The organism is Streptomyces sp. NBC_00829, assembly GCF_045161795.1.
Classification (GTDB): Bacteria; Actinomycetota; Actinomycetes; order Streptomycetales; family Streptomycetaceae; genus Streptomyces.
This window is the reverse complement of record NZ_CP108867.1, coordinates 4,561,974-4,587,024: the sequence shown is the minus strand read 5'-3', so window position 1 is coordinate 4,587,024 and position 25,051 is coordinate 4,561,974. Positions and strand designations below refer to the sequence as shown.

At 70.7% G+C, this 25,051-nt stretch carries 23 protein-coding genes; 13 read left to right on the top strand and 10 right to left on the bottom strand.

What is annotated here, in order from left to right; all coding sequences use genetic code 11:
- Positions 1 to 336 precede the first annotated feature (336 nt).
- Positions 337 to 753: an ATP-binding protein gene (locus tag OG293_RS20240; protein WP_406000187.1), complete on the bottom strand. Its 417-nt coding sequence runs from the start codon at positions 751 to 753 to the stop codon at positions 337 to 339.
- Between the two features lie 124 nt (positions 754 to 877).
- Between OG293_RS20240 and OG293_RS20235 the strand changes: the two genes are divergently transcribed.
- Together OG293_RS20235 and OG293_RS20230 are read left to right on the top strand one after the other, a co-directional pair.
- A complete protein-coding gene (locus tag OG293_RS20235) occupies positions 878 to 1,732 on the top strand; it encodes a Scr1 family TA system antitoxin-like transcriptional regulator (RefSeq protein WP_406000186.1) in 855 nt (284 codons plus the stop codon).
- The gene (locus OG293_RS20230) at positions 1,729 to 1,923 is read left to right on the top strand and encodes a DUF397 domain-containing protein (RefSeq protein WP_406000185.1); all 195 of its coding nucleotides are present in this window, start codon (positions 1,729 to 1,731) and stop codon (positions 1,921 to 1,923) included. The genes OG293_RS20235 and OG293_RS20230 overlap by 4 nt, the downstream gene beginning before the upstream one ends.
- 163 nt (positions 1,924 to 2,086) lie before the next feature.
- Here OG293_RS20230 and OG293_RS20225 read toward each other — a convergent pair whose 3' ends face one another.
- Positions 2,087 to 2,548 (bottom strand): prevent-host-death family protein, encoded by a 462-nt coding sequence (locus OG293_RS20225; protein ID WP_406000184.1) that lies wholly within the window; start codon positions 2,546 to 2,548, stop codon positions 2,087 to 2,089.
- A gap of 466 nt (positions 2,549 to 3,014) precedes the next feature.
- The gene (locus OG293_RS20220; protein WP_406000183.1) at positions 3,015 to 3,842 is read right to left on the bottom strand and encodes an LLM class F420-dependent oxidoreductase; all 828 of its coding nucleotides are present in this window, start codon (positions 3,840 to 3,842) and stop codon (positions 3,015 to 3,017) included.
- 111 nt (positions 3,843 to 3,953) lie between these two features.
- Between OG293_RS20220 and OG293_RS20215 the strand changes: the two genes are divergently transcribed.
- Together OG293_RS20215 and OG293_RS20210 are read left to right on the top strand one after the other, a co-directional pair.
- Positions 3,954 to 4,298 carry a hypothetical protein gene (locus OG293_RS20215; protein WP_406000182.1) on the top strand — a complete coding sequence of 115 codons (345 nt, stop codon included), beginning with the start codon at positions 3,954 to 3,956 and terminating at the stop codon, positions 4,296 to 4,298.
- A gap of 124 nt (positions 4,299 to 4,422) precedes the next feature.
- The gene (locus OG293_RS20210) at positions 4,423 to 5,952 is read left to right on the top strand and encodes a CehA/McbA family metallohydrolase (protein WP_406000181.1); all 1,530 of its coding nucleotides are present in this window, start codon (positions 4,423 to 4,425) and stop codon (positions 5,950 to 5,952) included.
- Positions 5,953 to 6,075: 123 nt separating this feature from the next.
- Here the strand turns inward: OG293_RS20210 and OG293_RS20205 are convergent, their stop codons facing one another.
- From OG293_RS20205 to OG293_RS20175, 7 genes are all read right to left on the bottom strand, one after another.
- Positions 6,076 to 7,551: an aldehyde dehydrogenase family protein gene (locus tag OG293_RS20205; RefSeq protein WP_406000180.1), complete on the bottom strand. Its 1,476-nt coding sequence runs from the start codon at positions 7,549 to 7,551 to the stop codon at positions 6,076 to 6,078.
- Entirely contained in the window at positions 7,548 to 9,287 is a 1,740-nt protein-coding gene (locus OG293_RS20200; RefSeq protein WP_406000179.1) for an amidohydrolase family protein, read from the bottom strand. The genes OG293_RS20205 and OG293_RS20200 overlap by 4 nt, the downstream gene beginning before the upstream one ends.
- Positions 9,288 to 9,553: 266 nt before the next feature.
- Positions 9,554 to 10,678 (bottom strand): LLM class flavin-dependent oxidoreductase, encoded by a 1,125-nt coding sequence (locus tag OG293_RS20195; RefSeq protein WP_406000178.1) that lies wholly within the window; start codon positions 10,676 to 10,678, stop codon positions 9,554 to 9,556.
- Between the two features lie 235 nt (positions 10,679 to 10,913).
- Positions 10,914 to 11,675 carry an SDR family NAD(P)-dependent oxidoreductase gene (locus OG293_RS20190; protein WP_406000177.1) on the bottom strand — a complete coding sequence of 254 codons (762 nt, stop codon included), beginning with the start codon at positions 11,673 to 11,675 and terminating at the stop codon, positions 10,914 to 10,916.
- A 10-nt stretch (positions 11,676 to 11,685) separates the two neighbouring features.
- Positions 11,686 to 12,591, bottom strand: coding sequence for an LLM class F420-dependent oxidoreductase (locus tag OG293_RS20185; protein ID WP_406003653.1), 906 nt, complete (start codon positions 12,589 to 12,591; stop codon positions 11,686 to 11,688).
- Positions 12,592 to 12,734: 143 nt separating this feature from the next.
- Positions 12,735 to 13,376, bottom strand: coding sequence for a pentapeptide repeat-containing protein (locus OG293_RS20180; protein WP_406000176.1), 642 nt, complete (start codon positions 13,374 to 13,376; stop codon positions 12,735 to 12,737).
- Between the two features lie 230 nt (positions 13,377 to 13,606).
- Positions 13,607 to 14,827, bottom strand: a complete 1,221-nt coding sequence (locus tag OG293_RS20175) for an amidohydrolase family protein (RefSeq protein ID WP_406000175.1) — start codon at positions 14,825 to 14,827, stop codon at positions 13,607 to 13,609.
- 143 nt (positions 14,828 to 14,970) lie between these two features.
- On the opposite strand from OG293_RS20175, the gene OG293_RS20170 reads away from it, so the two are divergent.
- From OG293_RS20170 to OG293_RS20130, 9 genes are all read left to right on the top strand, one after another.
- Entirely contained in the window at positions 14,971 to 15,744 is a 774-nt protein-coding gene (locus OG293_RS20170) for a polysaccharide deacetylase family protein (protein ID WP_406000174.1), read from the top strand.
- Between the two features lie 151 nt (positions 15,745 to 15,895).
- On the top strand, positions 15,896 to 18,841 hold the full coding sequence (locus tag OG293_RS20165; protein ID WP_406000173.1) for an AfsR/SARP family transcriptional regulator: 2,946 nt from the start codon (positions 15,896 to 15,898) through the stop codon (positions 18,839 to 18,841).
- 236 nt (positions 18,842 to 19,077) lie between these two features.
- Positions 19,078 to 19,296 (top strand): sigma-like protein, encoded by a 219-nt coding sequence (locus OG293_RS20160; protein WP_406000172.1) that lies wholly within the window; start codon positions 19,078 to 19,080, stop codon positions 19,294 to 19,296.
- A gap of 292 nt (positions 19,297 to 19,588) precedes the next feature.
- Complete coding sequence (locus OG293_RS20155; protein ID WP_406000171.1) at positions 19,589 to 21,022, top strand: sensor histidine kinase; 1,434 nt, start codon at positions 19,589 to 19,591, stop codon at positions 21,020 to 21,022.
- Positions 21,019 to 21,441: a roadblock/LC7 domain-containing protein gene (locus tag OG293_RS20150; protein ID WP_406000170.1), complete on the top strand. Its 423-nt coding sequence runs from the start codon at positions 21,019 to 21,021 to the stop codon at positions 21,439 to 21,441. The genes OG293_RS20155 and OG293_RS20150 overlap by 4 nt, the downstream gene beginning before the upstream one ends.
- Entirely contained in the window at positions 21,438 to 21,794 is a 357-nt protein-coding gene (locus tag OG293_RS20145) for a DUF742 domain-containing protein (RefSeq protein ID WP_406000169.1), read from the top strand. Before OG293_RS20150 ends, OG293_RS20145 begins: the two co-directional genes overlap by 4 nt.
- Entirely contained in the window at positions 21,769 to 22,389 is a 621-nt protein-coding gene (locus OG293_RS20140) for a GTP-binding protein (RefSeq protein WP_406000168.1), read from the top strand. Before OG293_RS20145 ends, OG293_RS20140 begins: the two co-directional genes overlap by 26 nt.
- Positions 22,386 to 23,624 (top strand): cytochrome P450, encoded by a 1,239-nt coding sequence (locus tag OG293_RS20135; RefSeq protein ID WP_406000167.1) that lies wholly within the window; start codon positions 22,386 to 22,388, stop codon positions 23,622 to 23,624. Before OG293_RS20140 ends, OG293_RS20135 begins: the two co-directional genes overlap by 4 nt.
- A complete protein-coding gene (locus tag OG293_RS20130; RefSeq protein ID WP_406000166.1) occupies positions 23,621 to 24,853 on the top strand; it encodes a cytochrome P450 in 1,233 nt (410 codons plus the stop codon). The genes OG293_RS20135 and OG293_RS20130 overlap by 4 nt, the downstream gene beginning before the upstream one ends.
- Positions 24,854 to 25,051 lie beyond the last annotated feature (198 nt).

Below are 25,051 nucleotides of genomic sequence, written 5' to 3'. Positions count from 1 at the left end.
TAACACCGGTCGGGGTTGTTCATTGCCGTGAACGCTAGAGGCATATGACAGCGCGTGGCAAGTTGAACACGGAAAGTCAACTCTCGTGGGCACTGCGGGGGTTGGGGAGGGTGGGTGGGTTCAATCCACCAACCATTCCTCACAAAGGGGGCTCGGAGCTCAAAGCTTGGAGTTCCCCGGCTGAAGCCCATCTCACCCGCACTCAAGACCCGGCCACCGCCTGCACACTTAACCCACGTGCAAGCAACTCACCTCGCCGTGGATGAACCACCAATGGCCGGGGTGATGACCGACGGGTCGATGAAAGTACACAGGCCGACCTCTGGATGGAAATGTTCACCGCCGGGACAGTTCGGCCCAGACCGTCTTGCCCACGACGCGGTCGGCCGTGCCCCACTTCGTGGCCAGCGCGTCGACCAGGAGCAGGCCGCGGCCCGTCTCCGAGTCGGGGGCGGGCGGCCTCGGGGACGGTTCGCGATCACCTCGGGCGTCCGAGACCTCGATGCGGAGCGTCATCGGGCTGAGCGTGAGGCACAGCTCGAAGTCGCGGCCCTGGACACGGGCGTGGGTGACCGCGTTCGCTGTCAGCTCGGCGACGATCAGTTCGGCCGAGTCGGAGAGGTCGCCGCCGTAGGGGATGCCCCAGCCGTCGAGTTGCTGGACAGCGAGGTGGCGGGCCACGCGGGCGCCCCGGCGGGTGGCGCTGAAGCGCTGGGTGAACTCAGCCGTGGGGGTGACGGTTTCGGATTTCATGTCACCGAGCGTGACCAGTTCCCCGTACCCTGACCAGGAGTGTGATCGCGACGCAGGGTAACTGTACGGGTACGGACGGCGGGCTGTACGGAAGGTCGGTCGTGACCCGAGAAGGCGGTACGGCATGACCGAAGAGCGGCCGGAGCGGCCGGCCGAAGTGGACGGGACAGCGCATCTCTTCAGCGCTCTGGGTAAGCAGATCAAGGTGTTGCGGGAGAACGCCTCGATGAGCCAGCGCGAGCTGGGCGTTGCTGCCCATTGCGGGGAGGACCTGATCTCCGCGATGGAGCGGGGTGTACGGACGCCTCAGCCCGATTTCCTGGTGCGGGCCGATGGGTTGCTGGCCGCCGGGGGTGTGCTCAAGGCGGCGGTGGAGGACGTGCGGGAGGCTCAGGCGAAGGCGCGGACGCGGCATCCGGACTGGTTCCGGGACTACGCCCGGGCGGAGGCGGAGGCCGTCGCGCTGCACGACTACAGCAACCAGGCCGTGCCTGGGCTGCTTCAGACCGAGGAGTACGCGCGGGCCATCTTCACCCAGCGGCGGCCGTTGCTTAACGAAGAGACCATCGAAAAGCGCGTGGCCGACCGGCTGGCCCGACAGCAGATCTTCGAACGATGGCCCGCGCCCACTTTCAGCTTTGTGTTGGAGGAGGCCGTGCTGAAGCGACCGATCGGTGGGCGCCCTGTTCATGGGCAGCAGTTGCGCAGACTGCTGGGCGTCGGACGACTGCGGACCGTAGAGCTTCAAGTGATGCCACTGGATCGCGAGGAACACCCCAGCCTGGATGGCGCGTTCATCCTGCTGACACCCAAGGGGCGGCAACAGGTCGCGTATACGGAAATCTACGGGCACCCTCGGCTGATCACCGATCCGGAAGAGGTCCGCGTCTTCGCCGAGCGCTATGGGATTATCCGGGCGCAGGCTCTCACCCCACGGGAGTCGCTGTCCCTGATCGAGAAAATGCTGGGAGACCGATGAACACCAATGAGCTCAACTGGTCCAAGAGCAGCTACAGCAGCGGCGAGGGAGGTGCCTGCGTCGAGGTCGCCACACGCCCCAGCGCCGTGCACATCCGGGACTCCAAGAACCCCAGCGGCCCCCACCTCGCCGTCACCCCCACCACCTGGTCAGCGTTCCTCGCGCACCCCGCGCTGCTCCCTCTGGGCTAGCCTCGCGCGTCTCCCGGGCGCGGGCCCGTCCTCTTCGGCAGGTTCGAGGACCATGACCACACACCGGCTGATCGCGATCGCCGTACTGACCGCCGCCGCTGCTGCGCCCGCCGGCGCCATCCCTTGGCCGCGGGTGGGGCCACATCATCGCCGCGCTCGGGGCTCACGGAGCCACCACCTCGCCGTGGTCCTCGTCCGGCAGACGACGCGTGAGCTGCGCGGTCAGTTCGGGGTCGGCCAGAATCCGGGCCGTCGCACGCCATTCGACGATGACACGGTGAAGGTTGGCATGGACGTCGAGGTGGACGGCGTCATTCGTCGCGTCGACGAGTTCCTGCACGAATTGCCGTATCTCATCGTCCGACAGGTGGCGCGCCCAGGGAAAGACCGACGGCAGCGCGAGCAGTATGGCCCGCGCCCCGCCGTCCGAGCCGATCAGAGCGGCGAAGAGACGGGCCGTGATGTCGGCGGTCTCCTCGCGTTCGCGGTCGTGCCGGGCCGTCGTGAGGTACAGGTCCTCGCCGTCCCGGCGCGTGATGTGCAGCCGGTGAGCCTCGTCGAGCTTCTCGGCGACATGCTTCGAATTCTTGGAGAGCTCGGAGAACGTGACCGTAGGCGTCAGCATGACCCGACCATACTTCGGAACGTATTCCGAAGTCAATCGGTACGGACTGCCCGTACTCGTCAAGCACCCTCCGCGGCAAGTCCGAACCCGGCCCCGACGCGACCGTGCCTGGCCCGGCCGGCGCGCCGCCCACGATTTCCTTGTCGACCAGGCGCCCGGCCTGTTCATGCGCCCACGACGGCCAAGCGCGTCGCGACCAGAGAGAGGTCACGGCGTCCATGACCGTGCCGGGCCGGTGCCGCCCTGACCGTCTCCTATGCCCGCGTCCTCCCCCTGGGCTAGCCTCGCGCCCGCGTCCTCCCTCTGGGCTAGCCTCGCGCGTGCCTCCCCCCTCACGCCCCCGCACCTCGACAGGCTCGGGGGACATGAAGACGCCACGCCTCATCGCACTCGCCGCCCTGTCCGTCGCCGCGCTGATGCCTGCCGGCGGGGCGCGTACCGTTCAGGCGCCCGCCGCGCCCGACGGCTACAGGTACTGCCCGTACTCGTCCAGCGCCCTCAGCACCTCCGGCTCGTCCCCCGGCGGCAACTGCAGCACCACCTCCTCCACCCCCAGTTCCGCGTAGTGGGCCAGCTTCCCCGGCGTCGGCAGGACCGCGTACGGCACCACCTGCAGCGCACCAAGGTCGCGGCCCGCCGCCTCCCACGCGGCCCGCAGCGCCGGGACCGACTCCGTAAGTCCCCGTCCGCCGATCGGGAGCCAGCCGTCCGCGTACTCCGCGATGTGGGAGAAGAGCTTCGGGCCCGCCGCGCCTCCGATGAGGGTGCGCGGCGCTCCGCCGCCCGGCTTCGGGTAGGCGCAGGACGCCCGCACGGAGGCGAACTCGCCCTTGTACCCGGTCGGTTCCGGCGCCCACAGCGCGCGCATCAGTCCCATGGTGTCCCGGCCCAGTTCGCGGCGCGTCGTCCACTCCACGCCGTGGTCCGCCGCCTCCTCCTTGTTCCAGCCGAAGCCGATGCCCAGCGTGAAGCGCCCGCCCGACAGGTGGTCGAGGGTCGCGATCTGCTTGGCCAGGTCGATCGGGTCGTGCTGGGCGACGAGTGTGATGCCCGTGCCGAGGCCGAGCCGCGAGGTGACAGCGGCGGCCTGGCCAAGGGCGACGAACGGGTCGAGAGTGCGACCGTACTCGGGCGGGAGTTCGCCGCCCGCGGGGTACGGGGTCGTGCGCTCCACCGGGATGTGGGTGTGTTCCGGCAGATAGAGCCCGCCGAATCCGCGCTCCTCCAGCTCACGCGCGAGTCGCACCGGCGTGATCGTCTCGTCCGTGAGGAAGATCGTGGTCGAGATCCGCATACGGAAACCTCCGTCATCGTCTCTGGTGGCGGCCCAAACGTATGCCGTACGGTGCCAGATGCCGAGAGCCCGGCACCCCCGGGCTCGGCCACAACGGGGAGGTTCCACGCCATGATGCGTCTGCGCATCGCCACCACCGCACTGGTGCTGTCCGGAGCGCTGCTCGCGGGCGCGCCCGCCGCCGAGGCGACGGCCTCTCCCACAGCGGCTGTGACCGTCCGTACGTCCGGCGCGGCGGCGGGAGCAGGGTCGTCGGCCCTCGCACAGGCTGCCGCACAGGCCGACACCCAGGCCGCCGCCCACGCCTCCACGGTCAGCAAGGACCGTAAGAAGAGCAAGAAGAAGAAAAAGAAGAAGAAGGGCTTCGGCGCGGGAGCGGTCATCGGGCTGCTCGTCCTCGTCGCGCTGATCGTCGTCATCGTGCTCATCGTGCAGCGGCGGAAGCGGACCGGCTGAAACCTCCCCCGCAAGTCGGCCGACACCCGCCGACCCCCTTCCCTTGCACGGCCGTTCACGGCTCAATACCAGGGTTTGAGTGCACCACTTCTGTCCCTCTCACCACCCCTGGGGAGCCGACGGCATGTGCGACGACGAACACCCTCGACACGCGATGGACCGCCGCGGACTGATCGTGACGGGAGCCGCGGCGGCGATTACGTTGGGCACCGTGAGCTTCGCGAACGCCGCGCCCGCCGGCGGCGCGCCGACCAGCGGCGAACCCGGCAAGGTCGTGCGCGGCACGCTGCCGCCCGGCTCGCCCGACTTCGTGTATCTGCCGGTCGACGTCCCCGGCGGGGTTCGCGAGATCCACGTCGCGTACACCTATGAGCGGCCCGTCGTCCCGCCCGGCACCCTCGGCAACGCACTCGACATCGGCATCTTCGACCAGCGTGGTACCGGGCTCGGCGGGAAGGGCTTTCGCGGGTGGTCGGGCGGGGCGCGCACGGAGTTCTTCATCCGCGCGGACGAGGCGACGCCCGGCTACATCCCGGGTCCGGTGAAGGCCGGTACGTGGCACATCGCACTGGGGCCCTACACGGTCTCGCCGCAGGGGCTCGCCTACGAGGTGACCGTCACCCTGCGGTACGGCGCGCCCGGCAGCACCCCCGAGCCCCTCTATCCGCCGGAGCGTGCCAAGGGCCGCGGGCGTGCCTGGTACCGCGGGGACTGCCATCTGCACTCCTGGTACTCCGACGGGAAGCGCACGCCCGCCGAGATCGCGGCGCTCGCGCGCGCCGCCGGGCTCGACTTCATCAACAGCTCCGAGCACAACACGCACTCCGCGCACCCCCACTGGGCCGATCAGGCGGGCGACGACCTGCTGATCCTCACGGGCGAGGAGGTCACCACACGCAACGGCCACGTCCTCGCGCTCGGGACCGACCCGGGGACGTTCGTCGACTGGCGCTACCGGGCCCGCGACAACCGTTTCGGGCACTTCGCACGCGAGATCCGGCGGGCGGGCGGTCTCGTCGTGCCCGCCCATCCGCACGCCACCTGCATCGGCTGCAACTGGAAGTTCGGCTTCGGCGAGGCCGACGCGGTGGAGGTGTGGAACGGCGCGTACACCCCCGATGACGAGGTCTCGCTGGCGGCCTGGGACAACACGCTGGTCGCAGCCGCGCGTTCCGGGCGGCGCTGGACCCCTGCGATGGGCAACAGTGACGCGCACCGCGACCCCGACCCGATCGGCACCCCGCAGACCGTCGTCCTCGCGGACGATCTGACCCGTGAGGCGATCCTGGAGGGCATCCGGGCGGGACGGAGTTACGTCGCCGAGTCGAAGGCGGTGTCGCTGTCCTTCTCGGCGGCCGGCGGGCGCGGCAGACACGCGGGGATCGGCGAACGGCTGCGCGTCGACGAGGACGCCCCGGTGACGGTACGGCTGGAGGTGTCCGGCGCGCCGGGCTGTTCGGCGCGCTTCGTCACCGACCAGGGCGTGCTGCGCACGGCGGAGCTGCCGGCGTCGGGGGCCGGGACGATCGAGTGGACGACGAGGCCCCAGTACGCGACGTATGTCCGGGCGGAGGTGCGGCGCGCGCCGGTGGTGCCGGGGCTGCCTGGACCACTGGCGGCCTTCACCAACCCCGTTTTCCTCGGCGACCGTTAGGGTCGCGGAAGTCGCGGGAACCAGTCGCCGGTTCGGCTCCGGTCCGGGTGACGCGTCCGCTCACCCGGGAGGTGCTGATGGTCCCGACGGAGACGGACCGGCGTGCCGCCACGGCGGCCCGGCTCAGCCCGGCCACACCACCGCCTGGAGCTCGCTGTACGCCTGCAGCGCGTACGAGCCCACGTCCCGCCCCACACCGCTCTTCTTGAAGCCGCCGAACGGCGCCTCCATGTTCCTGCCGATCGTGTTCACGCCGACACCGCCGGCGCGCAGCTCACCGGCGACCCGGAACGCCCGTGCCACGTCCCCCGACCACACGTAGTCGATGAGGCCGTAGTCGCTGTCGTTCGCCAGCGCGATGCCCTCCTCCTCGTCGTCGAAGGGCACCACCACAACCACGGGGCCGAAGATCTCCTCCCGGACGATCCGCATGTCGTTCGTGCAGTCCGCGAAGAGCGTCGGAGCCACATAGAAGCCGCGGTCGAGCGGGGGGCGTTCGCCACCCGCGACCAGGCGGGCGCCTTCCTTCCTGCCCAGTTCGATGTACGACTCGACCCGGTCCCGGTGCGCCGCCGAGATCACCGGGCCGACCACCGTGCCCTGTTCGGCCGGGTCGCCGACCTTCAGATACGACAGATAGGCCGCCAGCTTCTCGACCAGCCGCGGGTAGATGCCGCGCTGCGCGATCACCCGCGTCGGCGCCGTACAGATCTGGCCGCTGTAGAACGAGAACGTGGTGCCGATGCCCCTCACCGCCGAGTCCACGTCCGCGTCGTCGAAGACGAGCGCCGCGCCCTTCCCGCCCAGCTCCATCAGCTGGCGTTTCATCCCGCGCCCGCAGCACTCGGCGATGCGCTGCCCGACCGCCGTCGAGCCGGTGAAGCTGACCATGTCGACATCCGGTGAGTCGACGGCCGCCTCGCCGACAGCCGGTTCCGAGCCGGTCACCACGTTCACGACACCGGGCGGGGCGCCCGCCTCCGCGAGGGCCTCGGCCATCCGGTAGACGGAGAGGGGGTCCTGCGGGGCGGGCTTCACGACCACCGTGTTGCCCATGGCGAGCGCCGGCGCGACCTTGCCGGCCGGGTTGGCCCAGGGATTGTTGTACGAGGTGATGCAGGTGACGACACCGACCGGCCGGCGTACCGCGAGCGCGCCGAAGACGCCCGCCCTGCCCATCGGGCCCGCCGGGTTGATCTGCGGGGGCAGCCCTTGTTCGACGGGTTCCAGCGCGCCCTGTGCGTACCGGCGGAAACGGGCCGCGCCGACCGCGACCTGCATGCCGCGCGCGGTGGCGATGGTCGCACCGCTCTCGGCGCGGGCCAGCGCGGCATACGGCTCGGCCTCGCGCTGGATGATGCCGGCGGCGGCGTCGAGGATCCGGGCGCGCTCCACGGGCGCGGTACGGGACCAGGACACGAAGGCTTCACGGGCGGCGACCGCCGCCGCGAGCACCTGGCCGCGGCTCGCCTCGGGCGCGAGTCCCACGACCTCCTCGGTGGCCGGGTTGATCACCTCGTAGTGCCCGCGCTCGGGTTCGACCCACTCGCCGCCGATGAACAGCCTCTGCGGCGGCTTCTGGGGCTGCGGCGCTGTCACTTCGTACTCACCGTCCTCGTGTCGCGGCCCGAACGCAGCACGGTGCCCGGCACGGCGCCCGTCACCTGGTCGTTCCGTATCGTCTCGACGCCGTTGACGCGGACCGACACGATCCCGATCGCCTTCGCGTCCAGGCGGGGACTGTCGCCCGGCAGGTCGTGGACGAGCGTGGCCGGGCCGGCCTCGATCCGCTCCGGGTCGAAAAGCACCAGGTCGGCGTGGAAGCCCTCCTGGATCCGGCCGCGTTCGCGCAGGCCGAAGAGGTGCGCCGGGTCGTCGGTCAGCATCTTCACCGCCTCCTCCAGGCCCACGAGCCTGCGCCCACGCAGACAGTCGCCGAGGAAGCGGGTGGTGTACGGGGCCCCGCACATCCGGTCCAGGTGCGCGCCCGCGTCGGAGCCGCCGAGCATGACGTCCTCGTGCTGCCAGGTCTGCTGGCGCAGCTCCCAGGAGGCGGGATCGTTGTCGGTGGGCATGGGCCACAGGACCGTACGCAGCCCGTCGTTGGCGCAGATCTCGACGAGGCAGTGGAAGGCGTCCTGGCCGCGCTCGGCGGCGATGTCCTTGACGACACGCCCGCCGAGGCCTTCGTTCTCCTTGGAGTACGTGTCGCCGATGACATACCGGCCGAAGTTCGCGAGGCGGCGGAAGACTCCGGCTTCCTTGCTGTCGGCCCGGCGCAGCATCTCCTCCCGTACGACCGCGTCCCGCAGCTTCTCGATCCGCTCGGGGACGGGAAGGGAGAGGATCTCGCCCCAGCCGGGGATGAGGTTGAGCGCGCAGAACGTGCCCAGCGACATGTTCATCGGGGTGAGGATCGGCATGGTGAGGGCGACGACGCGGCCACCGGCCTTGCGGGCGCGCTCGCTCGCGACGAGCTGGCGCGGCACGCGCTCGGGCACGGAGGCGTCGATGGTGAGCACGTTCCAGTTGAGCGGCCGTCCGGCGGCGGCGCTCATCTCGACGAACAGGTCGATCTCCTCGTCGGCGAACTGGTCCAGGCAGCCCGCGACGATCGCTTCGAGCTGGGTGCCCTCGTGTTCGGCGACGGCCCGGGAGAGGGCGAGCAGTTCTTCGGGCTTCGCGTGGCGGGAGGCGACCGGTTTGCCGTCCCCGTCGGAGTGGGTGGAGGACTGGGTGGTGGAGAGTCCCCAGGCGCCCGCGTCCATGGCGTCGTGGAAGAGCCGGAGCATCGCGTCCAGCTGTTCGGCGGTCGGCTGACCGCCGACCGCGTCCGGGCCCATGACATGACGTCGCAGCGCGCAATGGCCGACCATGAAACCCGCGTTGACGGCGATCCGGCCCTCCAGGGCGTCGAGGTACTCGCCGAACGTGTGCCAGTTCCAGGGGGCACCCTCTTCCAGGGCGACCAGGGACATGCCCTCGACCTTGGACATCATGCGGCGCGTGTAGTCGGCGTCCTCGGGGCGGTCGGGGTTCAGGGGCGCGAGGGTGAAGCCGCAGTTGCCGCCGGCGACCGTGGTGACGCCGTGGTTCATGGAGGGGGTGGCGTACGGGTCCCAGAACAGCTGCGCGTCGTAGTGCGTGTGCGGGTCGACGAACCCGGGCGTGAGGATGAGGCCGGACGCGTCCTCGCTGGTCCTGGCCTCCTCGTCGAGGGTTCCGGGGGCGGCGATGGCGGCGATGCGGCCGTCCCGTATCCCGACGTCGGCGGTGTACGCGGGCGCGCCCGTGCCGTCCACGACGGTCGCCGAGCGAATGAGGTGGTCGAGCATGACGTGTCCCTTCTGCGCGCTGACAGTTCATGGCTCCGGCCGGGGGTGCGCGTGGCAGGCCGCTGCCGTGCGTGCGCCCCGGCCGGAGCCTGGGGACGGCGGTCCGGGAAGCCGCCGCCGTTCTGTGGCCGGGGTGTCCCCGGTTTCCCCCGGGGCTCCGCCGCGGACGCCTGCGCCTCAAGCGCCGGCGGGGTGGTTGTGCCAGGTCCGGGCCCTGGGCTCACCACGACCGCGCCTCGGACGCCCGCGAGGCTGGTGGCGCCGGTCTACGATCCCGCGGACTGGCGCGCGCGGGTCGTGCGGTGGACCGGGTCCGTGTCGATCTTCGGGACCACGTGTTCACCGATCAGGCGGATCGATTGCAGCGTGTCCTCACGCGAGATCCCGATCGGAAGCCCGAACGACAGCTGGTCCGCCCCCGCCTGCTCCCACCTCTTGCACTGGGTCAGGACCTCGTCCGGGTCGCCGCAGATCAGAAGCTCCTCCGCGATGAGCAGCTCGATGATCTCCTCGTTGAACTCGGGCAGGGTCTCCGGCCATACCGGGAAGCCCTCGGGCCGCGGGAAGGTGTCGTGGTAGCGGAAGACGAGCGACTGCAGATAGTGCAGTCCGCCGCCCGCCGCGATGCGGACCGCTTCCTCGTGCGTCGGCGCGCAGACCGCGGTGGACGTCACCATCACGTTGTCGTTGACGAAGTCGCCGACGGGCTCGGCCTCCAGGATGGCGGTCTTGTACTGCTCCAGGACCCACTCCATGTCGGAGACCTTCTGCACGCTGAAGCCCAGCACGCCCAGGCCCTTCTTCGCCGCCATGGAGTACGACGGCGGGGACCCGGCCGCGTACCACATCGCCGGGTGGGACTTCCCGTACGGCTTCGGCAGAATCTTGCGCGGCGGCAGTGACCAGTGCTTGCCCTGGAAGCCGACGTACTCGTCCTGGAGCCACATCTTGGGGAACTCGGCGATGGTCTCCTCCCAGAGTTCCTTGGTGTAGTTCATGTCGGTGACGCCCGGGATGAACCCCAGGATCTCGTGCGAGCCCGCCCCGCGCCCGGACCCGAACTCGAAGCGGCCCTCGGAGAGATGGTCGAGCATGGCGACCTTCTCGGCGACCTTCACGGGGTGGTTGACGGGTGCCAGCGGGTTGAAGATGCCCGAGCCCAGATGGATCCGGTCCGTCGCGTGCGCGAGGTAGCCGAGGAAGACGTCGTTGGCCGAGAGGTGGGAGTACTCCTCCAGGAAGTGGTGCTCGGAGGCCCAGGCGTACTTGAAGCCGGAGCGGTCCGCCTGGATGACGTACTCGGTCTCCTCCATCAGCGCCTTGTGCTCGGCGAGCGGGTCGGTCTCGGCGCGTTTGCCGACGTATCCCTGTACAAAGAGCCCGAATTCCATGGGGGTTCACCGTCCTAAGTCTCTGACGAACCGTTTCTGACGAACCGTCAGATCTGGATGTGCTCGACTGTTCCACCGCCCGCGCGAGGCGTCAATACCTGATGTTCAGTCAGAAAGGCTGGCCGCCGCAGCGGCGGCAGCGGCCCGGGGAGAGGCCGGGTCGGAAAAGGCCGGACCCCAGGAGGCCGGGTCGGAAGAGGCCGGACCCCGCGTGGCCCGACCGCAGGGGGGCCGGTCAGAAGAGGCTCACCCCGGCCAGCCAGCCGCCGTCGATGACGAACGGCTGCCCGGTGATGTACGAGGACTCCTCGCCGCTGAGGAAGAGCGCCAGCCGCGCCACCTCCTCCGGCTGCCCGACCCGGCCCAGCGGCACCAGCTTCTTGTAGAGCTCGGACATGGCCTCCGGGTCCACGCCGCCCGGATTGCTCATCGGGGTGTCCACCGCCCCCGGGCAGATCGCGTTGACCCGGATCTTCTTCGCGGCCAGCTCCAGCGCCGCGACCCGGGTCAGCCCGAGGATCGCGTGCTTGGTCGCGGCGTACGCGCCCACACCCGCCATGCCCGTGAGAGCCGTGTACGAGGCGGTGTTGACGATCGTCCCGCCGCCTGCCGCCTCGATCTCGGGCGCGACGTTGCGGATGCCGAGGAACGCGCCGACCTGGTTGACCTGGGTGATCAGCTGGAACTCCTCCAGCGGCGTGGAGACCAGTTCGTTGAAGCGGAGGATTCCGGCGTTGTTGACGAGACCGTCGATCTTCCCGAAGGCGTCCTTGGCCTCGGCGACGGCGGCCACCCAGTCCGGCTCCTGGCTCACATCCAGATGGACGTACGCGGCCCTGCCCTCGCCCAGGTCCTTGGCGAGGGCCTCGCCCAGGTCGTCGAGCACATCGGCCAGCACCACCTTCGCACCCTCCGCCGCGAAGAGCCGGGCCTCCTGCTCGCCCTGTCCGCGTGCCGCGCCGGTGATGAGGACGACGCGTCCGTCGAGCTTTCCCATGCCACTCTCCTCAGTTCAGGTGCGGGGCCACTTCGGCGCCGAACGCCGCTATCTGGTCGGTCAGTTCGGTGCAGCTCCGGCTACGGAACCGCACCTGGATCTGGTGCACACCCATCGCGGCATAGGCACGCAGCGATTCGGCGAGGACATCGGGCTTGCCGGTCAGCGTCCGGCGTCCGGCCTGCCAGCCGGGCTCGCCCACATACAGGGGCTCGGTGATGGCCCCGATCTCGATGGGGTCCTCGATCCCCGCATCGGTCCGCAGTCGCTTCAGGGTGGCGATCTGCGCGGGGAGCCGGTCGCGCGGGTCGCCCTGGGGCAGCCAGCCGTCGCCGCGCAGCGCGGCCCGGCGCACGGCGGCGGGCGAGGAACCGCCCACCCAGAGCGGGACCTGCCGCTGGACGGGCCTGGGCTTCTGCCCGAGGCCGCTGAAGGAGAACCGCTCCCCGTTGAATTCGGGGTACTCCTCCTGGCCGAGCGCCGCCCTGAGCGCGTCGATGGTCTCGTCGAGCACGGGCCCGCGCAGGCCGAAGTCCACGCCGAGCACGTCGAACTCCTCCTGGACATGACCGGCCCCCACGCCGAGCACGAGCCGCCCGCCGGAGAGATGGTCCAGGGTCGCGTACTGCTTGGCGCTCACCAGAGGGTGGCGCAGTCCGACGACGGCGACATGGCTGAGCAGCAGGACGTGCTCGGTGATCCCGGCGAGGAAGGAGAGGGTGGCGACGGGGTCGTACCAGACGGTGGACATGGCGGCGGCGAGCCGCCGGGGGATGGCGACATGGTCACAGCTCGCGAGATACGCGAAGCCGGCCCGGTCGGCGGCGCGCGCGATCTCGGCGAGCTCACCCGCGCCCGCGCCGGCCTCCCACGGTTCTGCGTAGATGGTGCTCTGCGACTGGATCGGGAGCTGCATGCCGTACGACAGCCGCCCCTGGGGCAGTACCTGCACCGCGCCGCCTCCTCCACCTGTATCTGACGCTCCGTCAACTAGCTGGACGGGGCCCATCGTCGTACCTGACGATGCATCAGACAAGAGGGGTGCGGGGCCAACCGGCCTCAGCTCACCTCGAATCCGAGCGCGCTCGCGATGACGGCGGCCTGCCCCGGATCGATCTTCGCCCCCGCGAGCTCGACGGTCAGCGGGTCGAGCGAGGACAGATCGCTGCCCCGCAGATCGGCGCGCACGAGCTTGGACCCGTGCAGCATCGCCCCGGACAGATCCACGCCCGTGACGGTCGCCTCCTCCAGCCGGGCTGCGGTGAGATCGGCCTCCCGCATCCGCACACCGTCGAAGACCGCCTTGCGCAGATCAGCGCCCGGCAGCCCGGTGTACGACCAGTCCCCGCCGCTCACCACGAACGCGCCGAAGGTGCACTGCTGGAAGAGGCTGCCGACGGCCTTGCACTGATCGAAGCGGGTGTCGAAGAACGAGCACCGCTTGAAGGTGCAGTTGGTGAACGCCGCACTGGTGTGCCGGGAGGCGTTGAACTTGACCCCCGAGAAGGTGCACTCGTCGAAGACGCCGCCGTCGTCGACGACCTCCGTCCAGTCGGTGTCGTAGAACGTGTGGCGGGCGAAGCGCTGCCCCGACAGATCCCTGCCGTACCAGTCCTCGCCCCGGACGACGCGCTCCTCGCCGGCGGCAGGGGGCTCGTGCGGGAAGGAGTCGGCATGGGCACGCTCGCGTCTGATGGACATGCCTTCGATTGAACACCGCGGCACTGACATCGGCCGGTCGGGGCGGTCCGGGCGGCCTCAGCCGGGCGGGGCGTACACCGTGGCGGCCTTCGCCACCACGTCCGCCGAACCCGCGGCCATCAGAGCCTGCCCGGACAGGGCCCCTCCCTCCCCGGCCAGGTCACCACCAGGCCGCACGGGCGCCGGCCCGAAGCCGGCGCCGCCCCTCACCTCACGACCCGCCCCTCACCTCAGGGCCCGGCCCACAGCCCCTCGGCCGTCAGGCCCAGCAGATCGATCGCGTTGCCCCGCACGATGCGGTCCACCACGTCCGGCGCCAGGTGGCCCATCTGGGACTCCCCGACCTCCTTGGACTTCGGCCAGGTCGAGTCCGAGTGCGGGTAGTCCGTCTCGTACAGGACGTTCCCCACCCCGATCGCGTCCAGGTTCTTCAGGCCGAACGCGTCGTCGAAGAAGCAGCCGTAGACATGCTCGGCGAAGAGCTCCGACGGCGGCCGGTGCACCTTGTCCGCGACTCCGCCCCAGCCGCGGTTCTCCTCCCAGACCACGTCCGCGCGCTCCAGGATGTACGGGATCCAGCCGATCTGACCTTCCGCGTACATGATCTTCAGGCCGGGGAAACGCTCGAACTTGCCGCTCATCAGCCAGTCGACCATGGAGAAACAGCAGTTGGCGAAGGTGATCGTCGAGCCCACCGCCGGCGGGGCGTCCGGTGAGGTCGAGGGCATCTTCGAGGACGAGCCGATGTGCATCGCGATGACCGTGCCGGTCTCGTCGCAGGCCCGCAGAAAGGGGTCCCAGTCGTCGGTGTGGACCGACGGCAGGCCCAGGTGCGGGGGTATCTCGGAGAAGGCGACCGCGCGGATGCCCCGCGCCGCGTTGCGCCGGACCTCGGCCGCGGCGAGCTCCGCGTCCCAGAGGGGGATCAGCGTGAGCGGGACGAGGCGGCCGTGCGCCTCGGGACCGCACCACTCCTCCACCATCCAGTCGTTGTACGCCCGCACGCCCAGCAGTCCGAGCTCGCGGTCCTTCGCCTCGGTGAAGGTCTGGCCGCAGAAGCGCGGGAAGGTCGGGAAGCAGAGAGCCGACTGGACGTGGTTGACGTCCATGTCGGCCAGGCGCTCCGGGACGGAGAAGGAGCCCGGCCGCATCTGTTCGTAGGTGATGACTTCGAGCTTGATCTCGTCGCGGTCGTAGCCGACCGCCGTGTCGAGCCGGGTCAGCGGCCGGTGCAGATCCTCGTACACCCACCAGTCGCCGACCGGCCCGTCGTCCCCCTGCGCTCCCATCACGGGGGCGAACCTGCCGCCGAGGAAGGTCATTTCCTTCAGCGGCGCCCGGACGATGCGCGGGCCGCTGTCCTGGTACTTCGACGGGAGCCGGTCCCGCCAGACGTTGGGGGGCTCCACCGTGTGGTCGTCCACCGAGATGATCTTCGGGAAGGTCTCCATGTCCTCCACCGTAGCGCTGATCTGACGGTTCGTCAGCTAGCGGGCAGTCGGGACCGGATCCCCAAGGGTCACTATACACCCCATGTATACACAGTGTGTATAGTCGAGCCGCACCACCCAGCTCATCGAGGGGGATATTCGGCATGCCCGAAAACAAGAAGAAGTCCAAGGTCAACGCCCTCGCGGTCGCCGTGACCGCGCTCGCGCTGGCGCTCGGTGGCTGCTCCGCGGACAGCACGTCACCCGCCGCCGCCCGCGAGAAAGCCGCATCCGAGGGCAAGCCGCTCTCGCTCTCCGCCACGCACACCGACTGCACCAGGGCCAAGTGCATCGCCCTGACCTTCGACGCCGGGCCCGGCGAGGACACGCCCCGACTGCTGGACACCCTCAAGGAGAAGAAGGTCCACGCGACCTTCTTCCTGCTGGGCAGGAATCACGTGCTCAAGCACCCCGGCCTTGTGCGCCGTATCGCCGCCGAGGGCCACGAGGTGGCCAACCACACCTGGTCGCACCGCCGCCTCGACGAACTCGGCACCGAGGACATACGCGAGGAGCTCTCCCGCACCCAGGACGCCATCGCGAAGATCACCGGCCACCGGCCCACCCTGATGCGCCCGCCGCAGGGCCGGATCAACGAGGACGTGACCAGGGTGAGCAGGGAACTCGGCCTCGCCCAGATCCTGTGGAGCGCCACCGCCAAGGACTACTCCACCACCGACTCCGCCCTCATCGAGAAGCGGATACTCGACCAGGCCGGGCGGGACGGCATCATCCTCCTGCACGACATATACGAGGGCACCGTGCCCGCAGTCCCCGCAATCATCGACGAGCTCAAGAGGCGCGGCTACACGTTCGTCACCGTGCCCGAACTCCTCGCTCCCGGGAAGGCCGAGCCGGGCGAGGTGTACCGCCCCTGACGGAGATCACACTCCCGGGTTCCGCAGGCCGGGTTAGCGAGGAGCCCGACGCGGGCAGGGGCGAGGAGGACGCGCCCCGCTGCTGACGGGGCCGCCCCGAACAGGGCAGACTGTCGAGGGCGATTCCGGCAGTACGGGGGAGGGGTCAGCTATGGACCGTGACAGCGGGCCACGCTTACCGGAGCAGCACGCTCCGGCGCACAGCGGCGTCGTTGACCTGCGCTTCAGCGTACTCGGACCGGTCCGCGCCTGGCGCGGCGGGGAGAGCCTGCCGTCCGGTTCCCCGCAACAGCGCGCCCTGTTGGCCGCGCTGTTACTGCGCGACGGGCGTACCGCGACCGCCTCCGAACTGATCGACGCCATCTGGGGCGAGGACCCGCCGTCGCAGGCGCTCGCCGCCGTTCGCACCTACGCCTCCCGCCTGCGCAAGATCCTCTCGGCGGACGCGCTGGTCAGTGAGTCGGGCGGCTACGCCATACGGGTCAGGCACGACTCGCTCGACCTCGCCATCGCCCAGGAGCTGGCCGCCGGGGCGGAGAAGTCCCGTGCCGCCGGGGACCGCGCCCAGGCCCGGGCGCTCATCAACAAGTCGCTCGGGCTGTGGGACGGCGAACCGCTGGCCAATGTGCCGGGTCCGTACGCCGAGAACCAGCGGGCCCGTCTGGAGGAATGGCGGCTCCAGCTCCTGGAGACCCGGCTCGACCTCGACCTCGAAGTCGGCCAGCACGCAGAGGCGGTCTCGGAGCTGACCGCGCTGACCGCCGCGCACCCGCTGCGAGAGCGACTGCGCGAGCTGCTGATGCTGGCGCTCTACCGCAGCGGACGGCAGGCGGAGGCCCTCGCCGTGTACGCCGACACGCGCCGGCTGCTCGCCGAGGAGCTGGGCGTCGACCCACGGCCCGAACTGGCCCGGCTCCAGCAGCGCATTCTGCAGGCCGACGAGGAGCTGGCCCGGCCCGGCGACGAGCCCGCCCCCGCCCCGCTTGTCACCCGGCCCGCGCAACTGCCCGCCACGGTGCCGGACTTCACCGGCCGAGCCGCCTTCGTACGGGATCTGAGCGGCCGGCTCGCCACCGCCGACGGTTCGGTCATGGCCGTCTCGGCTCTCGCGGGCATCGGCGGTGTGGGCAAGACGACTCTCGCGGTCCATGTGGCGCACGAGGCGCGCCCGCACTTCCCCGACGGTCAGCTCTACGTCGACCTCCAGGGCGCCGGAAACCGGGCCGCCGAGCCGGAGACCGTGCTCGGCGCGTTCCTGCGTGCCCTCGGCACCGCGGACTCGGCCATTCCGGACTCGCTGGACGAGCGGGCCGCGCTGTACCGGTCCACGCTCGACGGCCGTCGCATCCTGGTCCTCCTCGACAACGCCCGTGACGCGGCCCAGATCCGCCCCCTGCTGCCCGGCACCGCGGGCTGCGCGGCGCTCGTCACCAGCCGGGTGCGCATGGTGGACCTGGCCGGTGCCCATCTGGTCGACCTGGATGTGATGTCCCCGGAGGAGGCACTCCAGCTCTTCACCCGAATCGTGGGTGAGGAGCGGGTCACCTCCGAGCGCGAGGCGGCACTGGACGTGGTCGCCGCGTGCGGCTTCCTGCCGCTCGCGATCCGGATCGCCGCGTCCCGGCTCGCGGCCCGCCGCACCTGGACCGTCTCGGTCCTCGCCGCGAAGCTCGCCGACGAGCGCCGACGACTGGACGAGCTCCAGGCGGGCGACCTCGCGGTGAAGGCCACCTTCGAACTGGGCTACGGCCAGCTGGAGCGCACCCAGGCCCGCGCCTTCCGGCTCCTCGGCCTCGCCGACGGCCCCGACATCTCGCTGGCCGCGGCCGCCGCCGTACTGGACCTGCCGCAGCAGGACACCGAGGACCTCCTGGAGGCCCTGGTCGACACCTCCCTGCTGGAATCCGCCGCGCCGGGCAGGTATCGCTACCACGACCTCGTACGCCTCTACGCGCGTGCATGCGCGGAGCGGGACGAGGAGCCGCCGTCGGAGCGGGAGTCGGCGTTGTCGCGGCTGCTCGACTTCTATCTGGCGACGACGGCGGGCGTGTACGCGATCGAGCGGCCGGGCGACCGGCTGGTGCGTCACCTGGCGCGCACGGCGCACAGCGGTCTGTCGTTCACGGACCGTCAGGAGGCGCTGGACTGGCTGTTCACCGAGGCGAACTGCTTACTCGCCTGCGCCCGGCAGTCGGCGGGCGGCACCCGGCTGAGGCGGGCCGTGGACCTGCTCTGGGCCGCCAAGGACCTGGCCGAGTCGGGCGCCAACTCCAAGCAGTACGAATCGGCGGCGCTGGTCGCGCGCGACGCGGCGCGGGCTGCCGGCGACGCCCGAACCGAGGGGCGTGTCCACACCACCCTCACCAATGTGCATCTTGTCGCGGGCCGCTACAACGAGGCCGAGGAAGAGGCCCACCAGGCCGCGGGACTTGCGAGCGCGGCCGACGATCCGGCCCCCCTGTACTGGGCGAACAACGACCGCGGCATCATCGCCCTCAACCAGGGGCGATACGAGGAGGCCGAGCAGTACCTGCTGCGGGCCATGGAGGGCTCCCGCGCGGACGACAATTCCCCGGGCGAGGCCAGCGCGCTGTGCAACCTCTCCCGGCTCAGCCTCTTCATGGGCCGCACCAGCGAGGCCATCAACCTTGCCCAGCAGGGGCTCGCCATATACGACCGCATCGGCCTCACGCTGCGCCTGGCCAATGCCCGCTACGCGCTGGGCATCTCGCTCGCCCAGGCGGGGCGGCACACGCAGGCGCTGGACCAGCTCTCCGAGGCGCTTCAGATGTTCGGCAAGAACCGGCAGCGGCTGTGGGAGGGGACGACCCACTTCCGCATCGCCCAGGTGCACCTTTCCGCGGGCCGGCCGGCCCGCGCTGCACAGCATGCCGAACAGGCGCTCGCGACCGGGTGCATCGGCGGCGACCGGATCCGGGCCAATGTGCTGACGGAGCTGGGGAAGTCCCTGGCCGCCCTGGGTCAGGCGGACCGCGCACGCGCCTGCTGGAGGGATGCGCTCTCGCTGCACGAGCAGATCGGTTCGGGAGAAGCGGCCGAAGTGCGCGGGCTTCTCTCGCCTCTGTCGGCGGCGTAAGAGCAGGGCCGTTGCCTGCACAACTCGCCTGCCAGGACGTTCATCAGACGTTTATGCTCGTCCGACATGCTCCAGGCAGTCGATCCGTCGCGTCGGGGGGCAGGCGGATCGACTCGGGACCTACACCCCAGCGGGGGGTGAGCCGGTCCCCCGGCCTTCTGTCCGGCAACCCTCGGGGGAGTCGCCGGGCAGAAGGCCACTCAGTTCAGTCGGGCAACCCAATGGGGGACAGAAACATGAGCGAGATCAAGAAGAACCTGAAAGACATCACCACGATGGGCGACAACCACTCGCCGGCGCCGCCGGTCAACGGACTCATCGCCGAGGGCAGCCCCACGGAGCCGCCTGTCACCACCCAGGGCGACAACCACTCGCCGGTGCCGCCGAAGCTCGCGGGAGGCGGCGGGGCCACCACCCAGGGCGACAACCACTCCCCGGTCCCGCCGAAGGGCTGATCCGGACTTCACACGACGGGGTGCGGCCGCGGCGGCGCGGAGGGGGAGCCGCCGCGGCCGCGGCATGTCCGGACCGTTGCCTGAAGGTAATTGCCGCGCTTGGACCGTAATTGCCGTACCTCCGCCACTGTCCTGACCAGCGTTCAGACACTTCGGACAGAAGCGGACAGGCATCGGATAATTCAAAAAGGATCTTGCATCAAAACGGTGCGCGATCAGTCGATGGCGGTGTGTACTGTGCGGGTCCGTCCCCCGGGCTGACCCACACACTGCCTTCCCCGAGGTCTATTCGATGATCGAGATACCGGACCTGGCCGTCGGCGGCCTGGCCGCCGGGACCCTGTCGGCCTTCGTTCTGGGGGGCGGACTGCTGCGTTCCCGGCGCGAACGGGCCCGGCAGCGTGCGGAGATCGCCACCCTGCGGGCCCATCTGGACGTCGCGCGGCAGGAAGTCGACCGCGCGGCCGAGGCGTTCACCGCCGAGGTCGTCCATCTGGCGAAGAAACGCATCCCCGCCGAGGCCACCCGCGCCGCCCATCCGCACCTCCAGGTGCCGGGCGCACTCCGTCCCGAACTCTCGGGCACCGGGCTCGGCGCCGGGCTCGACGACGTGCTGAGCGGACTCGTCACCGCGATGGCACAGGAGCGCAAACGGGTCGACGCCGCCGCCCGCGCGGGTATGCGCGGGGTGACCCGTGAGATCCAGGCCGGGCTCTACCGGCTCCAGGACGTGCTGCGCGGACTCCAGCAGCGCTACGACGACCCGGAGCTGGCCCAGATCCTCTTCGCCCTCGACCACGAGAACGAGCAGTCCCTGCGCCGCGCGCAGGTCGCCGCGGTGGTCTGCGGGGCGTGGGTGGGCCTGGCCCGTGAGGAGTCGCACCTCGTGGAGGCGGTGACCGGCGGCCAGTCACGGCTCGTCGGCTACCACCGCGTCCAGATCAGCAACCACCTCGACGAGGGCACCGCGCTCGTCTCGCACGCCGTCGAACCGGTCGCGATCATCGTCGCGGAGCTCCTCGACAACGCACTGCGGCACTCCTCGCCCGAAACCACCGTCTCCGTGAACCTCGAACGTGCCCACCACGGCGTCTCCGTCACCATCGACGACGCCGGTGTCGGCATGGCCTCGGACGAACGGGCCCACGCACAGCGGATGGTGGCCGGACGCGATCCGATTCTGCTGTCGGACCTCGGTGATCCGCCGCGGATGGGGCTGGCCGCGATCGGACAGCTGACCCGGCAGTTCGACCTCGCCGTCGACCTGTCCACGCCTTCGCCCTACGGCGGCGTACGTGCGGTGCTGCTGGTCAAGAACCACCTCCTCAGCCATATCGACCCGGCCGAGCGACCGCCCGCCGCCAGCGCGCCGAGGTCCACGCGCCAGATGCCCGCCGAGCCCCGGCAGGAGGCGCAGGCGTACTGGGAGTCCCGCAAGGAGACCTATGCGCAGGGCCACCACGCGCCCGCCGCCCCCATGGTGCCCGCCCCGCGCGACAGCGCCGCCATCACCCACGAGCCCGCGCCCGACGGCGACACGCTCCCCCGCCGCCGTCGCCGGGTCCGGGCCGAGAACCTGCCCGCGGACGCCTCATGGATGGCCCCCGCGCTTCCGGGCCCGCCCGAGCGCTCGCCGGAGGAGGCCGCGTCCGCACTCGGCGCCCTCCAGGCCGGAACAGCCGCCGCACGCAACGCATTCGACGCCGAAGGGAACGACCCCCGATGACCAGCCGCGTACCCGGCGACACGGCGTGGGTGCTCGATCCGATCCTGGAGATCCCGCACGTGCGCGCAGCCGTCCTGCTCACCAGGGACGGTCTCGTCTCCGGGTACTCCGACGCGCTGTCGCGGGCCTCGGCCGAGCGCGTCGCCGCGATCACCAGCACCGTGCAGGGCGCGTGCCGCACCGCCGCCGCCGCCTTCGCCGACCAGGACGGCGCTCGCCTGCGCCAGGTCGTGATCGAGTCCGACCACGGCTACATCCTGGTCGCGCCCACCGCGCACGGCACCTGTGTGGCCGCCTTCGGCGGGCCCGAGGTACGCCTCGACCTGCTCGGCCACCGGGTCCACTCGCAGGTGGCCCGGCTGGGCGAGAAGGCGATGGCCGCGGCGCCCCGCGGAGCCGATGGCGGCACCGGGGCATGACCGGCCGCCGGAGCGGCCGTCCTCTCGTCCCCGCCTATCTGTCCACCGGCGGAGTCGCGCGGCCCAGCCGCAACAGCCTCGAACGCCTCTCGGTCCTGACCGGCAGCACGCCCGTGCCCGCCGAACTCCCAGCGGCCCAGTACTCCTTGCTCCAGACGCTCGGCGGAGGCTCGCTCACCGTGGTGGAAACGGCGGCCCTGCTGGAACTGCCGGTCTCCGCCGTACGCGTGCTCGCCGCCGCTCTCATCGACCAGGGACTGGTGAACGCCCGCCCGCCGATTCCCTTCGCCACCCAGCCCAACCGTGACCTGTTGAAGAGAGTCGCCGATGGCCTCCGCGCCCTCAAGCTGTAGCGCCGCCTCGCCGGCAGGCGGCCTGCATCTGCCCGACAGCGCCCGCGAACTGGTGAAGATCCTGGTGACGGGTCCCTTCGGGGTCGGCAAGACCACCCTGATCGACGCGGTGTCCGAGATCCGGCCGCTGCACACCGAGGAGCAGCTCACCGAGGCGTCCGCGCCCCTCGACGACCTCGCAGGCGTACGTGACAAGACCACGACCACCGTCGCCATCGACTTCGGACGGATCTCGCTGACCGGCGGGATCGTGCTGTATCTCTTCGGCACCCCCGGACAGGAACGCTTCCGCTCGCTCTGGGACGACATCGCCCACGGGGCCCTCGGCGCACTCGTGCTGGTCGACACCCGCCGTATCGACGACTCCTTCGACGTGCTCGGCCTGGTGGAGGAGTCGGGGCTGCCGTACGCGGTCGCGCTCAACCACTTCCCCGACTCGAAGCACTACACCGAGGAGCAGTTGCGCCGCGCCCTCGATCTGGAACCCGCAACACCCCTGGTGACGTGCGACGCCCGCGACACCAACGCCTCCATCGACGCGCTGCTCGCCCTCGTCCAGCACCTGATCGCCCGCAACAGCCCGGAGACCTGGTGAACAGCTTTCCCGCCCCCGCAGCAGCCTTCTCCCTGTCGGCCCCGGTCCGGCTCTGGGACGAGGGCTTCGCCGCCGACCCCCACGGCTACTACGCGACGCTGAAGGCCCAGGGCCCGATCGGCTGGGCGGAACTGGCCCCGGGGGTCCCCGCCTACGTCGTCACCGACCGCCGGGCCGCCCTCGATCTGCTGCACGACTCGCAGACCTGGTCGCACGACCCGCGGCCCTGGGAGGCCACGGTCGCCGAGGACTCCCCGATCCTCGGCATGATGCGCTGGCGGCCCAACACGCTCTTCGCCGACGGCGACGCGCACATCCGCTACCGCCGCACCCTCGTCGACGCCTTCGACCTGGTGGAGGCGCACGATCTGCGCGAGCGGGTGCACCGGGCCGTGGACATCCTGGTGTCCCGGTTCGGCCCCGGGGGCGGCGCGGATGTCGTCTCCGACTTCGCGCGCCCGCTGATGGCGCTGATCTTCAACAACCTCTTCGGTCTCCCCGACAGCGAGAGCGGCCGGCTCGACCAGGCGCTCGGCCGGGTGATGGAGGGCGGCGAGGAGTCGGCCCAGGGCGAGGCGGAGTACGGGCGTTACGTCCTCGAACTCATCGCGGCCAAGAGCGCGCGGCGCGGTGAGGACCTGACCAGCCGGCTCCTGGACCACCCGCTGGCGCTCACCCCCGAGGAGGTGACCTGGCAGGTCTTCCTCACCCTCGGCGCGGGCCACGAGCCCACCGCGAACCTCGTCTCCAACGCGCTGTCCCGCATCCTCGGCAACCCGGCCTACTACTCCACCCTCACCAGCGGCTCGCGTCCCGTCATGGACGCGGTCGTCGAGGTGCTGCGGTACGAGACCCCGCTGTCGAACTTCGGAATCCACTTCGCCCGCGAGTCCCTGAGCTTCCACGGCGTCTGGGTCCAGGCCGCGATCCCCGTCGTCATCTCCTACGGAGCGCTCGGGCACTTCTCCGACCAGGACTTCGGCGGCGCCCACCACCCCCACGACGCCTCGCATCTGTCGTGGTCGGCGGGCGAGCACGCATGCCCGGTCAAGCAGCACACCCTGCTGATCGCCACCGAAGCCATCGAACGGCTCACCCAGTGGCTCCCCGACCTGGAGCCCGTCACCCCGCGCGAGCGGCTCACCTGGCGCCCGGGGCCCTTCCACCGTTCGCTGAAGGCGCTGCCCGTCCGCTTCACGCCCCGCACCCCCGACCAGCCTGGAGGCCGAGTATGACCGTGTCCGTCCCTGTGGCCATCGACCCGTTCGGCGCCGACATCGCCGCGGAGAGCGCCCGGCTGCGCGCTCTCGGTCCCGTGGTGCCCGTCGAGCTGCCCGGCGGCATCCCCGCCTGGGCGCCCACCGGATACGACATCCTCAAGGCCCTGATCCTCGACTCCCGCGTCAGCAAGGACCCGCGCAAGCACTGGTCGCTCTTCCCCGAGATCGGCGAACACCCTGCCTGGGGCTGGATCCTGGGCTGGGTCGGCGTGGTCAACATGCTCTCCGCGTACGGCCCCGACCACACCCGGCTGCGCAGGCTCGTCGCGCCCAGCTTCACCGCCCGGCGCACCCAGAGGATGCGGGCGCGGGTGGAGGAGATCACCGCGGGTCTGCTCGACGACCTGGAGCAGGCGGGCACCTCCGGTGAGCCGGTCGATCTGCGGGCCGGTTACGCGCAGCCGCTGCCCATGCGGCTGATCTGCGAGCTGTTCGGCGTCCCGGACGGGATGCGGGAGGACACCGGCGCGCTGATTGCCGCGATCATGGACACCTCCGACCCGAGTCCGGAACACGCGGCGTTCGTGCAGCGGCAGATCGGCAGTGTGCTCGGCGGACTCATCGCGTACAAGAGCGAGCACCCCGGCGACGACATGACCACCGAGCTGATCAAGGTCAGCGACGAGGACGGCGACCGGCTGAGCGGCGAGGAACTGCTGTACACCCTGCTGCTGGTGATCGGCGCGGGCTTCGAGACCACGGTCAACCTCATCGGCAACGCGGTGGTCGCGCTGCTCCGGCAGCCCGACCAGCTCGTGCGGGTGCGCTCCGGCGAGATCGGCTGGGACGCGGTGATCGACGAGGTGCTGCGCGTCCACCCGTCCATCGCCAGCCTGCCGCTGCGGTTCGCGGTCACCGACGTCACGGTGGACGGTGTGACGATCCCGGCGGGGGACGCCATCCTCACGACGTACGCGGCGGCGGGGTACGACCCGGCCCGCTACGGACCGGACTCGACTCGGTTCGACGCGGCGCGGGGCGCGGATGACCATCTGGCGTTCGGCATCGGGGTGCACCGGTGCATCGGCGCCCCGCTGGCCAGGATGGAGGCGGTGACGGCGCTCCCCGCGCTGTTCGAACGCTTCCCGGACCTGCGGCTCGCGGTGAAGCCGGACGAGCTGAAGCAGGTGCCGTCGTTCATCGCGTACGGCTGGCAGGAGATCCCGGTGACGTTGTGGGGCTAAGGGCTGTCCCGTAATCCCCGGCGGGTCAGCGCACGGCGTCAGATGCGGTGCATCGCAAGGCGGAGGGTCGTCCTCATACTGGGCGTATTCGGATGAGCCCGACAACGCAGCGAGGTGCCGTAGCTGGCGTCGGGCGCCCGGCGGGGATTGCGGGACAACCCTTAGGGTCCGGGGCGGAGCCCCGGCGGAGGGCCCGCG

Bases quoted from the DNA above. Each gene is read 5' to 3' on its own strand.
- OG293_RS20240 (WP_406000187.1), bottom strand. From the start codon at position 753: ATGAAATCCGAAACCGTCACCCCCACGGCTGAGTTCACCCAGCGCTTC.
- OG293_RS20235 (WP_406000186.1), top strand. From the start codon at position 878: ATGACCGAAGAGCGGCCGGAGCGGCCGGCCGAAGTGGACGGGACAGCG.
- OG293_RS20230 (WP_406000185.1), top strand. From the start codon at position 1,729: ATGAACACCAATGAGCTCAACTGGTCCAAGAGCAGCTACAGCAGCGGC.
- OG293_RS20225 (WP_406000184.1), bottom strand. From the start codon at position 2,548: ATGCTGACGCCTACGGTCACGTTCTCCGAGCTCTCCAAGAATTCGAAG.
- OG293_RS20220 (WP_406000183.1), bottom strand. From the start codon at position 3,842: ATGCGGATCTCGACCACGATCTTCCTCACGGACGAGACGATCACGCCG.
- OG293_RS20215 (WP_406000182.1), top strand. From the start codon at position 3,954: ATGATGCGTCTGCGCATCGCCACCACCGCACTGGTGCTGTCCGGAGCG.
- OG293_RS20210 (WP_406000181.1), top strand. From the start codon at position 4,423: ATGTGCGACGACGAACACCCTCGACACGCGATGGACCGCCGCGGACTG.
- OG293_RS20200 (WP_406000179.1), bottom strand. From the start codon at position 9,287: ATGCTCGACCACCTCATTCGCTCGGCGACCGTCGTGGACGGCACGGGC.
- OG293_RS20195 (WP_406000178.1), bottom strand. From the start codon at position 10,678: ATGGAATTCGGGCTCTTTGTACAGGGATACGTCGGCAAACGCGCCGAG.
- OG293_RS20190 (WP_406000177.1), bottom strand. From the start codon at position 11,675: ATGGGAAAGCTCGACGGACGCGTCGTCCTCATCACCGGCGCGGCACGC.
- OG293_RS20185 (WP_406003653.1), bottom strand. From the start codon at position 12,591: ATGCAGCTCCCGATCCAGTCGCAGAGCACCATCTACGCAGAACCGTGG.
- OG293_RS20180 (WP_406000176.1), bottom strand. From the start codon at position 13,376: ATGTCCATCAGACGCGAGCGTGCCCATGCCGACTCCTTCCCGCACGAG.
- OG293_RS20175 (WP_406000175.1), bottom strand. From the start codon at position 14,827: ATGGAGACCTTCCCGAAGATCATCTCGGTGGACGACCACACGGTGGAG.
- OG293_RS20170 (WP_406000174.1), top strand. From the start codon at position 14,971: ATGCCCGAAAACAAGAAGAAGTCCAAGGTCAACGCCCTCGCGGTCGCC.
- OG293_RS20165 (WP_406000173.1), top strand. From the start codon at position 15,896: ATGGACCGTGACAGCGGGCCACGCTTACCGGAGCAGCACGCTCCGGCG.
- OG293_RS20160 (WP_406000172.1), top strand. From the start codon at position 19,078: ATGAGCGAGATCAAGAAGAACCTGAAAGACATCACCACGATGGGCGAC.
- OG293_RS20155 (WP_406000171.1), top strand. From the start codon at position 19,589: ATGATCGAGATACCGGACCTGGCCGTCGGCGGCCTGGCCGCCGGGACC.
- OG293_RS20150 (WP_406000170.1), top strand. From the start codon at position 21,019: ATGACCAGCCGCGTACCCGGCGACACGGCGTGGGTGCTCGATCCGATC.
- OG293_RS20145 (WP_406000169.1), top strand. From the start codon at position 21,438: ATGACCGGCCGCCGGAGCGGCCGTCCTCTCGTCCCCGCCTATCTGTCC.
- OG293_RS20140 (WP_406000168.1), top strand. From the start codon at position 21,769: ATGGCCTCCGCGCCCTCAAGCTGTAGCGCCGCCTCGCCGGCAGGCGGC.
- OG293_RS20130 (WP_406000166.1), top strand. From the start codon at position 23,621: ATGACCGTGTCCGTCCCTGTGGCCATCGACCCGTTCGGCGCCGACATC.